Consider the following 11135-nt stretch of genomic DNA (forward strand, 5'->3'; position numbering starts at 1 on the left):
CGGTCAGCCGAGCATTAGCGTGGGACACGAGGACCTCCGTGTGTGTGAAGACGTCAGACATCTCCACTAAGCCCGGAGGTCCTCCCCTCTCACAGCCAAACCGTCAACAACGTCCCTGCCGAGTACACCTAGGGCTCTACCGGATCGTCGCCTCGCGTGTGTGCGGACTCATCCGCCCGCGCGGCGTGTCGCGTATGACACCGCACGCCGAGACGCGTCAGACGTCGTACTCCCACGCGTCCGGGTCCGCGTTGCGCCGGCTCCGCGGGCGGCTGCGGTACTCCACGTCACGCTCACCGTCCTCGGCGCCGCGGTAGCGCACCCGCGATACCGGGTGGTGGGTGGAGCTGCCGTTGGACCCGTGCGGTTCGAGGGGTTCGTAGTCGTCGAGGCGACGGCGGCGCGGCCGCTCATAGGTGTCGCGCCGGTCGATCGGCGGCAGCCGACGGGCGTCGCGGCTCGGCCGCGGCTCCCGGCTCTCGCGTCCGGTCCGCGGCTCCCGCGATTCCCGCGGCTCTCGTTCCCGCGATGCCCGCGTCGTGCGCTCGCGCGGCTCCCGGCGTTCACGACCTTCGCGGCCCTCCCGGCGCTCCCGGCCTTCCCGGGGGGACTGGCTACGCGAACGCCGGCGCGGCTCGGCGTCATCCGACGATCGCGCCGTCGAGCGGGACCGGCGGGGCCGGTCGACCACCGGTTCCATGATCTCGGTTTCGTCGGCCCGTGGGCGGCGCGACCGCGAGGTGCCCGACGAGCGGGTGCCCGGCTTGCGGGTGGTGCGACTGTCCGACGACCGCGACGCGCGCGGCGGCGTGCTGCGAGCCGACCGCTCCGACGTCCGCGACCGGCGCGCAGGTGGTGCGTCGTCCTCGTCGTCGTCCTCGTCATCGGGCGTACTGCGACCGCCGACCAGGCCCGACACCTTCGCCGCCAGGGCCGCCGCGAGTCCGCCGGCCGCTGACCTGCGGGCCGGGGTGTCCTTCGCGGACGGTGCCTCCGCCGCCGTCCCGCTGCGCCGGGACGACATGCCGAGATACCAGCGCGCCATACCGACCAGCAGCACGGCCGCCGAGGTGAAGAACATCAGCGGGAACCGCTCGATCAGCGGGTATCCGCAGTTGATCGCGAGGTCTTTGAGGCCGTGGATCTCCGAACTGTGGAACAGGTAGTAGGCCCCGGGGACGGCGAAGAACAGCAGCAGCGGTGGCTGGATGACGGTGGTGAAGATGTTCGCCTGACGCACGGCCAGGACGGCGAGCAGGCAGCCCAGCGCGTAGCAGGCCGAGAAGACCGAACTCAGTTCCCGCGTCCCCGAGCCGGCGTCGAACGCGAACCCGGCCGTGGTGAGCGTGACCGCCAGCAGCACGGCACCCCACCACGGCAACCCGGGAAATTGCGGATGCACAGAGCGGTGGTCGGCCGGCACTGCCGACCGTGCGCGCTGTCCTGACACAGGTAGACCGTACCGGCTCGACCCCGAAGCGCGACGCCAGCGCGCGGGAGCCTCCTCGTCGGCCTCTGGCAGACTGTCATCCCTGTGGGGCTCAATCTCGGAATCGTCGGCCTGCCGAATGTCGGCAAGTCGACTCTGTTCAACGCGCTGACGCGCAACAACGTGCTGGCGGCGAACTATCCGTTCGCGACGATCGAACCCAACGAGGGTGTCGTCGCGCTCCCGGATCCCCGGCTCGACGAACTCGCGAAGATGTTTCATTCCGACAAGATTGTGCCCGCGCCGGTCACGTTCGTCGACATCGCCGGCATCGTCAAAGGGGCGTCCGAAGGCGCCGGGCTGGGCAACAAGTTCCTGGCCAACATCCGCGAGTGCGACGCGATCTGCCAGGTGGTGCGGGTCTTCACCGACGACGACGTCACGCACGTCGACGGCCGGATCGACCCCAAGTCCGACATCGAGGTGATCGAGACCGAGCTGATCCTCGCGGACATGCAGACGCTCGAGCGCGCCGTGCCCCGGCTGGAGAAGGAAGCCCGCACGCACAAGGACCGCAGGCCGATCTTCGACGCAGCCGTCGCGGCGCAGGAGGTGCTCAACGGCGGGACCACGCTGTTCGCGGCGGGCACCGACACGTCGCTGCTGCGTGAGCTCAACCTGATGACCACCAAACCGTTCCTCTATGTGTTCAACGCCGACGAGGGCGTGCTCACCGACGAGGCCCGCAAGGCCGAGCTGCGCGAACTCGTGGCGCCGGCGGACTGCGTGTTCCTCGACGCCAAGATCGAATCCGAGCTGATCGAACTCGACGAGGAGTCGGCGGCAGAACTGCTCGAGTCGATCGGCCAGACCGAGCGCGGGCTGGACGCGCTGGCCCGCGCCGGCTTCCACACCCTGCGACTGCAGACGTTCCTCACAGCCGGGCCCAAGGAGTCGCGGGCCTGGACGATCAACCAGGGCGACACCGCCCCCAAGGCCGCAGGCGTCATCCACACCGACTTCGAGAAGGGTTTCATCAAGGCCGAGATCGTCTCCTACGACGACCTGATGGAAGCCGGTTCGATGGCCGCCGCGAAGGCGGCGGGCAAGGTGCGCATGGAGGGCAAGGACTACGTCATGGCCGACGGCGACGTGGTGGAGTTCCGCTTCAACGTCTAGAGGATCTCAAGCGGCCCTGGCGTGGCGATCGCGCCAGTATTGAGTACATGACGGACGCTTCCGTTGGCCGAGGTTCGGGCGAACCTCTCCGAACTCGTCGATGAAGCCGTGCGAACTGATCAACGCATCGAGGTGACGCGCCAGGGGCGTCGTGCCGCCGTGATCTTGAGTGCCGATGACTATGACTCGATCATGGAGACGCTGGCCATCCTCAGCGACGCGGAGCTGATGCCGACGGGCGAGAGGCTGAGCAGGACGACGAGACGTCACCCATGCCCTCCCCGAACCCGTCGCTGTCGCGTGTTGGGAGTTCATCCGGGGTCCGCTTGCCGAGGATCCTCACCGCGTCTGCGAACCACTCCACGGTCAACTGGCGGGTCGAACCTCGGCTCGGCGTGGCGAATTCCGGGTCATCTACCGGATCTTCGACGACCGAGTCGTGGTCAGGGTCGTCCACATTGCGCACCGCCGCGACGTGTATCGGTGATGACGCGACGGATGCCGCCGCTATCGCCTCGGCGTTACAGTCGATCCGTGGTGGGTGAAGACCTGACCAGGCGCGAGGAGTCGCTCGCGCGGCGCGAAGGCGAGGTCTCGCGGCGCGAGCACATCGCCGACGAACGGGACCGCATCGCCGACGAACGCGACCGCATCGCCGACGAGCGTGAGCAGGCGGCAGACGACCGCGAGCGGCGCGCGGACGCTCGCGAAGGCGCCACCGCCCAACGGGAGCGCGACCGCCTGCAACGCGTCGAGGATCGCGCCGAGCGCGAGCGCGCCGCCGACCGGCGGGAGAGCGCCGAGATCGGACGTGCCGTGGCGGAGACCGAACGACGTGCCGAACGCGAATCGTCGTCCGGTGAGGCACCGCCGGACTAACTCGACGAGCCAGATGATGCGGTGTTTGGACAGCGGATCCGCGGGTATAGGCTTCGCGCGGGTTGCCAGACGTAGTTGCATCCTCGAGCTCCCCGCTAGGTGATCGCTCGGACGCAACTCAATGTGTCAAGCAGCGTGCACCTTGTCGGGCGGTCACCGCCATTTCGCCACTTGAACGCCGGACGTCGACTCTGCGGTGTGCGGCGTCGATCGCGGCGTGTACAGCGTTGCGCAAACCGGTTAGACGCCGAGGTGTGTCATGGCCGTGACCCGGCCGCGACGGTCACCCAGCACGCTCGTGGAGGTGACGGCGGTCGAGACGATCTATCTGGTGGCGGCGCTCTGCTGGATCGTCGTGGTGGCCGGCGGTCTCTGCGTCGCCGGATACGTCGCCGTACGGATGCGGGCCCGCCGCCGCCGCATCGACCACCTGCTCGACGCCATCCATCTCGCCGCCCGAATCCGGCGGCACGGCATGTCGTTCGTGCAGCGGCGAGTTCGGCGCTGATCGACTCGGAAGTGGCGAGCGCGCTACGGCGTGGCGACCTGCCGTTGCATCCCGGCCAGCCGCTCCTGCAGCGCGTCACCGAGCCGGTCGAGTGTGCGCAGTTCGACCTCGAGGGCATGAACGACACGGCGCAGTTCGCTGACCCTGGCCGCCAGTCCCGCGTTGCGGGCCTTCTGTAATTCGATGCCGTGGCGGGCGAGTTGAGAAGAGGCCGCGAGGCGCATGTCACTGAGTACGCGGCGGAAGTACTCAGCCTGTCGAGCGTCGGCCTCCCGGCTGTGCGCCGCGTCCGCATCCATCTGGGCGACGAGGCTGTCCGAGTCGGTCATTCCAAACACATTAGAACCTGACTTATGTTCTTGCGAAGGCAATGACGGATCCTCACCCACCTGTCGGTGACGTGATCCGATCGGCGGTCACCGCCACCTCGGCGCCGAGCCGGTACCCGTCGGCCAGCGGAAGGTCATCCCCGCTCCAGAACGACCCCGGGTCGAACCAGTTGTGGTGCTTCTCGGTCTGCAGCAGACCCATCTCCTCGTAGGTGATGGCGACGGTCTCCGCGCAGTATGCGGTCTGCAGACCGGCCGACATGGTGCGTTCCCTGCGGCGCTCCGCGGACTCGCGGACCTTGCGGTGCACGTAGGGAATGCCGCGGGTGAAGTCGCTGACGGTGGGCAGCCGGCCGCGCAGCCAGCGGCCCGTCAGGCGCGCCGTGGTGGGAAACGGCGTGCCGTCCATCCGGGCGATCACCCGCAGCATCCGGTCCTCCTGCGCCCGGGACGCCTCCGGGGTGAGCTGACGCAACCAGCAGCGCTGCCCGTAGCTGTGCATCCACCGCTCGACAGCCTCCCGGGCGTCGTTGAGCTGCACCCCGCGGTGATGGGTTCCGGTCCACAGGTCGAGCAGCTTGTCGCCCAGCTCGGCGTGCCAGATCAACGGCGGCAGATCGTCGAGCGCCACGGTCATGCCGACATGGTTGACCGGGGCGTTCGTCATCGTCTGGATCGCGCGGTCCGGGCCGGAGCCCCCGCGGAACAGCCAGATGTCGCCGGTCCGGGTCTCCTGCAGCGCCCGCGTCAACGACACCGTGTTCGCCTCCACCCCCGCAGCTTAGGCAGACTCACCCCATGCGCAGCATCTGGAAGTGGGTGGGGCTGGCCGGTGCGGCCGGTGTGGTCGCCGGTGGCGTGCTCGTCGCGCGGGACGAACGGCGGCGCCGGTCCTACACCCCCGACGACATCCGGGCGCGTCTGCACCAACGGCTCGCCGAGGCCGACGGCCGCTAATCGGTCACCGCGTAGAGCCGGTGGGTACCGGAGAAGCCCTTCAGGTCCGCCTCGCGGCTCTCGCCGACAGTGATGCCGTCGATGCCCGACACCGCGTCGCGCACCGCCTGGCTCACCAGCACCTCGCCGCCCTCGGCCTCGGCTGCCACCCGCGCGGCCATCGCGACGTTGCGGCCGAACAGGTCCTCGCCGCGGCGCACCGACTTGCCGGTGTGGATGCCGATGCGGACCCGGATGCCGCCGGGCTTGCGGCGCATCGCCCGCTGCAGTGCCACCGCGCAGCGCACCGCCTGCTCCGGCGCGGCGAACGCCACCATGAAGCCGTCGCCCTGGCTCTTCACCACATGCCCGTCGTGGTCGCCGACGTGGCGCTGCACCAACCGTGCATGCCTGCCGATGAGCCGTGCCCACGCCCGGTCCCCGATGCGGTTGTTCAGCGCGGTCGAATCCTCGATGTCGGAGAACAGGATCGCCACCCGACCGTCGGGCGCCAGCCGCGCCAGATCGGGCCGTTCCACTTCGAACCAGTCCGCCAGGTCCTCGATCGAAGAGCGGATCGCCCCGCCGAAGCCGCGCTCGCGGACCAGGTTTGCGGTCTGCCACATCTGCTTGACCGCCTCCCGGCCGCCCGACAGCAGCATGGCGCGGGTGTCGACGCGGCCCCGCAGTTCGTCGGCCTCGCGGCGGGCCCGGCTGAGCAGCACCCACAGCACACCCAGTCCGACCGCCTCCGCCAGCACCAGTGCGGCCAGGACGTACGCGGCGATCTCAGCTCCCGTCACCGCCTCAGTATTGGCGGTGGCGCGCTGATTCCGCGGAACCACCCCTGGCGGCGGCGCGTTCAGACGCCGGTCGAGGACCCCGGGCGCACGATCATCAGCACCGTGACGATCACCCACAGCAAGTTGAAGATCCCGGTCGTCATGGCCAGCCGCGTCACCACGGTGCCGTCGAGCGCCGCGCGCTGATCGGGCAGAATGAACGCGAGCAGCACCACGGCCGCCGCCGCGGTCAGCGCGATCGAGACCAGTACCCACGCGTCGGTCAGCACACCCATCGACACCGCCGTGGCGAAGCCGAGCACCGGAACGGCCAGCCCCAGCACGGCGTACGTGCGGCAGATGCGGTGCAGGACGGTCGCCACCGGCAGTGCCGAATCGTCCGGCCCGGACAGTGCCGAATCGTCCGGCCCGGACAGTGCCGAATCGTCCGGCCCGGACAGTGCACGGGCGTAGCGCGGGAACATGCTGGCCGCCACCGCGATCGGCCCGACGGCCAGGATCGCGACGACGACGTGGGCGCTGAGCAGGAAGGCGGACATCGCGGTCGACGCTAAGCCATTCCGCGGCACGCCACGTACGGCGAAAACGCCACGTGCCGACGGGATCCGGCCACTCACCAGCCTTCGGTGAGCACCCGGTCCAGCATGTCGACGTAGAAGTCGGCGGCATCGGTGTCGATGCACAGCGGCGGCTTGGTCTTGAGGATGTTCGAGTGGTCACCGGTCGGCTGGATGATCACGCCGAGGTCCAGCATGCGTTCGCAGATCGCCGCCGTCTCCTCCTTGGCCGGTTCCAGCGTGTGGTGATCGCGCACCATCTCCACGCCCAGATACAGGCCGACGCCGTGCACGGTCCCGATGATCGGATGCCGGGTGGCCAGCTCCTGCAGCCGGGCCTTCAGGTGCCCGCCGACGCGAACGGCGTTGCCCTGCAGGTCTTCTTCCTGCAGCACGTCGAGCACGGTCAGGCCGATCGCGCACGACAGCGGACTGCCGCCGGTCGAGGAGAAGAAGTAGCCCTGGGAGCGGAACGCCTCGGCCACCGCACGGCTGGTCACCACCGCGCCCAGCGGATAGCCGTTACCGGTCGACTTCGCCATCGAGACGATGTCCGGCACCACGCCCTGCTGCTCGAATCCCCAGAACCAGTGCCCCAGCCGGCCGTACCCGACCTGCACCTCGTCGGCGATCGCATACCCGCCGGCGGACCGCACCGCCCCGTACACCGCGGCGAGATACCCGTCGGGCAGCGCCATCCCGCCGGCGTTGCCGTACACCGATTCGCAGATGAAGCCGGCCGGCGGCCGGCCGTCGGAGGTCAGCTGCTCGATCTGGGCGACCGCGTCGACGGCGTAGCGCCCGACCTCGTCACCGCGGTACTTGCCGCGGAAGCTGTTGGGCGACTCGACCGTGTGCACCCAGTCGGGCCGGGTGGCCAGGGCGTTCGGGTTGTCGGCGGTCGACGTGGACACCGCGTCGGTGCCGTAGGTCCACCCGTGGTAGGCCTCGCGCATCGCGACCACGTCCCGGCGCCCGGATGCGGCCAGCGCCAGCCGAATGGCCAGATCGCTTGCCTCCGACCCGGAGTTGACCAGGAACACGGTGTCCAGCGGGTCGGGCAGTTCGGCGACCAGTCGCTCACTGAACTCGACCACCGACGAGTAGTTGAACCGCGAATTGGTGTTGAGCCGGCGCAACTGCCGGGAGGCGGTGTCGGCGACCCTCGGATGCGCATGGCCGAGCACCGTGACGTTGTTGACCATGTCGAGGTAGCAGCGGCCCGCCGTCGACATCAGGTGGTGGCGCCAGCCGCGCTCGATCTGCGGCGGTGTGCGGTAGTAGTACTCCTGGACGGGGGCGAAGCTGCGGTGCCTGCGCGCCACCAGGTCGTCGGTGGAGGTGACCACGGCATCGGCGGACAGGCCGAGCAGCGGCCGGGGGTCCCGGCACATCGCCAGCCAGCCCGGCGCGTACTCCGCGCGGACCAGCGGCGGCGCGGCGACGGTGCCGACCGGGCGGACCGTGATCTGCGCCCACGTGTCGGCGGCGCAGTCGGCCAGCGACGCGCCAGCGGACACCGTCTCCGAATCGATCACCGGACGCGCCCCGGTCACCGTCACCTCGAACGCGTTGCCGCGTAACGTCACCGCATTGGCGGTGCGGTCGACGACGGTGCCGTCGAACGGCGCCGCGAGGGTCAGCGGGCTCGCGGGCCACACCCGCACGCCGGTGGGCACCACCTCGGCGCTGACCGGGCTCAGTCGAGGGGCCAGGCTGAGGCGGGGCTCCCCGAAGCGGGTCACCACCAGCGCGGCGCCGTCGGCCACGGCGCGCCGTGCGGCGCGTTCCTCGATGTCGGCGGGCAACCAGCCGGCGAGGTCGAAGGCCCCGTCGAAGACCTCGGAGGTGGGCGAGAGATCGAGCGCGGCAACGCGTCCGGCGTCGATGTCCGAGACCATCGGCGCCTCCCCGCCGGCCGGCTCCGGCGGGAGCGCCACACCGAGCGCATCCCGGATGACCGCGGTCATCACGTCCATCGGGATGGAGCTGGCCTGCTCGAACATTCGCCGCTCACCGTCGGATTCCTCGGTGACATAGGTGTTGTGCGGCTCGAGCGCGGCCTGCTGGGCGCCGCTGACGATCAGCACCGCGGTCCGCAGCACCAGCAGCGGCCACAGCGCCTCGATCTCGTCGTCGGTCAGCGGCCGGATGGCGTGGAAAGCCCGCACGGCGGGCAGGATCGACACCGGCTCGGCGCCGGTGTGCGCGAGCACCGACGACGCGGTCACCGCCAATTCCGAGACGGTCCAGCTGTTGGTCAGGTCGCCGAAGTCGATCACGCCGTCGGGGTGGCGGCTGCCGTCCGGCGCCGTCGACACCACGACGTTGGCGTCGGTGATGTCGAGGTGCACCGCCTGGCGGGGCAGGTCGTCGGCCACGCGGGCGAGGCGTTCGGATGCCTCCCGGCTGACCTCGAGCACCCGGGTCCGCAGCGTGGGCTCGGAGACGTAGTCGATGAGCTTCTCGATGACGTCGGCGCTGTAGCGCAGATCCCACTGCAGGATCCGGTCCAGGCCGTCATGTTCGAAGCCGCTCAGGGCCCGGCTGATCCGCGCGGCCACCTCACCGAGCCCGGCGACCGCGGCGGGGGACAGGTAGTCGGACTCCAGCAGCGCCCCGCCGGGCAGATAGCGCAGCAGCCGGGCGAAGACCGTTGTCGGCGAGCGTCCCTCGATCGGCGTCAGGGTCTGCCCGGCGGTGTTGGGCAGCGGCACCGCGATCCGCAGATCGGGTTCGGCGAGCGCGATCCACTGGGTCGCCGCGTCCTGCGCGGCCAGCTCGACCTCCCCGAACGCGAGGTTGGCGACCTTGAGGACGCCGAGGACGTCGCCGCCGTCGCCGCGGATCAAGAAGTTGCGGTCCTGCTGGCTGCCGAGCGATTCGGCGATGCCGGACAGCCCGTAGTGCGTGGCGACGATCGCCTGCGCCTCGGCCTCGCTGACGTCGGGGCAGAGCAGCTCGGGCTGGTCGAGGAAGTTGAAGCCCGTGGTGCGGTGCTGGGTGGACATGTCCCCGGTCACCGGCTGACGAACTGCACGACGACTTCGCTGAACGCGTCGTTGTCGTCACCCGCGGCGGTGTGCCCGGCCTCGGACAATTCGACGAATTCGGCGCTGGGCACCTTGTGCAGGAAGTCTTTGACACCCTCGGGGCTGACCACGTCGGAGAGCTTGCCACGGATCAGCAGGATCGGAATGGTCAGGTCGATCGCGGCCTGCTCGAGCTTCTCCACCCGGATGAACGGGTCGTCGCCGGGTTTGGTCAGGAACGCCGGATCCCAGTGCCAGTACCACCGGCCGTCGCGCTCGCGCAGGTTCTTCTTGAGTCCCTCGGGGCTGCGCGGCTTCGTGCGGTGCGGCAGGTAGGCGGCCACCGCGTCGGCGGCGTCCTCCAGGGAGTCGAACCCGTGCACGTGGCTGAACATGAAGTCGCGGATGCGGGCGCTGCCGTCCTTCTCGTACCGGGGCACCACGTCGACGAGCACCAGCTGCGTGACCCGCTCGGGTCCGGCATCGTGTGCCACCTGGATGCCGGTCAGGCCACCCATGCTGGCGCCCACCAGCGCGACCGGCCTGCCGATCTGGTCGAGCACCCGCAGAACGTCCGCGCACAGTGTCTCGACCGCGTAGTCGGCGTCGGGGGACCGGTCGCTGTCGCCGTGCCCCCGGCTGTCCAGCGCGACGACGTGCAGACCCGCGTCGGCGAGGATCTGACCGGTCTTCTTCCACGAGAAGCGGTTCTGTCCGCCGCCGTGCAGCATCAGCACCGTGGGCCGGTCCGCGGCCGACGCGGCGCCGCGGTTCCATTCGTCGCCGACCAGGGTGAGCCCGCCGACGCCGGTGAACGTGACGGTCTGCGGTGCGCTGTGCGCGGTGTTCGCGGTGCTCACGGACATCCTTTCGGCTCGCCCCGGGGAGGAGATTACCTGCGCCGCCGGGCGGCGCCGGGACCGCCGCCGCGATGACTTCCCCGGCCCAGGCCGGTCTGTTCCGATGACCCATCCGCACGAACAGGAGACCGAGATGCCCGCGATCACCCCGTCGCTGTGGTTCAACGGCGATCTGGAGGACGCCGCGGCGTTCTACACGTCGATCTTCCCCAACTCGACGATCGAGAAGTTCGACCGCTACACCGATGCCGGGCCCGGCACCCCCGGCGAGGTGGTGTCCGGGACCTTCGTCCTGGACGGGACCCGCTTCATCGGCATCAACGGCGGACCGCAGTTCCCATTCACCGAGGCCGTGTCGTTCACCGTGCACTGCCGCGACCAGGCGGAGGTCGACTACTACTGGGACCACCTGGTCGCCGGTGGCGAGGAGTCGCAGTGTGGGTGGCTCAAGGACCGTTTCGGCGTGAGCTGGCAGATCGTGCCCACCCGCCTCGACGAACTGGTCGGCGACCCCGACCCGGCGCGGGCCGCGGCGGCGACCAAGGCGATGCTCGGGATGCGCAAGATCATCGTCGCCGACCTCGAGGACGCCGTCCGCGGAATCTGATCCGCACGGCACGTCG

At 69.9% G+C, this 11135-nt stretch carries 13 protein-coding genes and 1 pseudogene; 7 read left to right on the forward strand and 7 right to left on the reverse strand.

What is annotated here, in order from left to right; genetic code table 11:
- Positions 1–217 precede the first annotated feature (217 nt).
- Positions 218–1450 carry a DUF6542 domain-containing protein gene (locus E4P42_RS22155; protein WP_135128265.1) on the reverse strand — a complete coding sequence of 411 codons (1233 nt, stop codon included), beginning with the start codon at positions 1448–1450 and terminating at the stop codon, positions 218–220.
- 84 nt (positions 1451–1534) lie between these two features.
- On the opposite strand from E4P42_RS22155, the gene ychF reads away from it, so the two are divergent.
- The 5 genes and pseudogenes from ychF (at position 1535) to E4P42_RS22180 (ending at position 3995) form a co-directional block, all read left to right on the forward strand.
- The gene (ychF, locus tag E4P42_RS22160; RefSeq protein WP_135128266.1) at positions 1535–2608 is read left to right on the forward strand and encodes a redox-regulated ATPase YchF; all 1074 of its coding nucleotides are present in this window, start codon (positions 1535–1537) and stop codon (positions 2606–2608) included.
- Between the two features lie 63 nt (positions 2609–2671).
- A pseudogene (locus E4P42_RS27605) lies at positions 2672–2821 on the forward strand (type II toxin-antitoxin system Phd/YefM family antitoxin); the annotation flags it as partial.
- A gap of 100 nt (positions 2822–2921) precedes the next feature.
- Entirely contained in the window at positions 2922–3095 is a 174-nt protein-coding gene (locus tag E4P42_RS22170) for a type II toxin-antitoxin system RelE/ParE family toxin (protein ID WP_135128305.1), read from the forward strand.
- 47 nt (positions 3096–3142) lie between these two features.
- Positions 3143–3487, forward strand: a complete 345-nt coding sequence (locus E4P42_RS22175; RefSeq protein ID WP_245234172.1) for a hypothetical protein — start codon at positions 3143–3145, stop codon at positions 3485–3487.
- Positions 3488–3746: 259 nt separating this feature from the next.
- Positions 3747–3995 carry a hypothetical protein gene (locus E4P42_RS22180; protein WP_135128267.1) on the forward strand — a complete coding sequence of 83 codons (249 nt, stop codon included), beginning with the start codon at positions 3747–3749 and terminating at the stop codon, positions 3993–3995.
- Positions 3996–4018: 23 nt separating this feature from the next.
- On the opposite strand, the gene E4P42_RS22185 is transcribed toward E4P42_RS22180, so the two are convergent.
- Together E4P42_RS22185 and E4P42_RS22190 are read right to left on the reverse strand one after the other, a co-directional pair.
- Positions 4019–4324 carry a hypothetical protein gene (locus E4P42_RS22185; RefSeq protein WP_135128268.1) on the reverse strand — a complete coding sequence of 102 codons (306 nt, stop codon included), beginning with the start codon at positions 4322–4324 and terminating at the stop codon, positions 4019–4021.
- 52 nt (positions 4325–4376) lie between these two features.
- Positions 4377–5081, reverse strand: a complete 705-nt coding sequence (locus E4P42_RS22190) for a guanylate cyclase (RefSeq protein ID WP_135128307.1) — start codon at positions 5079–5081, stop codon at positions 4377–4379.
- A gap of 41 nt (positions 5082–5122) precedes the next feature.
- On the opposite strand from E4P42_RS22190, the gene E4P42_RS22195 reads away from it, so the two are divergent.
- Entirely contained in the window at positions 5123–5281 is a 159-nt protein-coding gene (locus E4P42_RS22195; protein WP_135128269.1) for a hypothetical protein, read from the forward strand.
- Here the strand turns inward: E4P42_RS22195 and E4P42_RS22200 are convergent.
- From E4P42_RS22200 to E4P42_RS22215, 4 genes are all read right to left on the reverse strand, one after another.
- Positions 5278–6063: an adenylate/guanylate cyclase domain-containing protein gene (locus tag E4P42_RS22200; protein WP_135128270.1), complete on the reverse strand. Its 786-nt coding sequence runs from the start codon at positions 6061–6063 to the stop codon at positions 5278–5280. The genes E4P42_RS22195 and E4P42_RS22200 overlap by 4 nt on opposite strands.
- Before the next feature lie 59 nt (positions 6064–6122).
- Positions 6123–6602 (reverse strand): hypothetical protein, encoded by a 480-nt coding sequence (locus E4P42_RS22205; protein WP_135128271.1) that lies wholly within the window; start codon positions 6600–6602, stop codon positions 6123–6125.
- A gap of 74 nt (positions 6603–6676) precedes the next feature.
- Positions 6677–9631 (reverse strand): aminotransferase, encoded by a 2955-nt coding sequence (locus tag E4P42_RS22210; RefSeq protein ID WP_135128272.1) that lies wholly within the window; start codon positions 9629–9631, stop codon positions 6677–6679.
- A gap of 8 nt (positions 9632–9639) precedes the next feature.
- Positions 9640–10512, reverse strand: coding sequence for an alpha/beta fold hydrolase (locus E4P42_RS22215; RefSeq protein ID WP_245234171.1), 873 nt, complete (start codon positions 10510–10512; stop codon positions 9640–9642).
- A 133-nt stretch (positions 10513–10645) separates the two neighbouring features.
- Here E4P42_RS22215 and E4P42_RS22220 point away from each other — a divergent pair, with 133 nt between their 5' ends.
- Entirely contained in the window at positions 10646–11119 is a 474-nt protein-coding gene (locus E4P42_RS22220) for a VOC family protein (protein ID WP_135128308.1), read from the forward strand.
- The last annotated feature ends 16 nt before the right edge of the window (positions 11120–11135 follow it).

Origin of the sequence: Mycobacterium sp. PS03-16 (assembly GCF_004570325.1) — a bacterium.
Taxonomy (GTDB): Bacteria; Actinomycetota; Actinomycetes; order Mycobacteriales; family Mycobacteriaceae; genus Mycobacterium.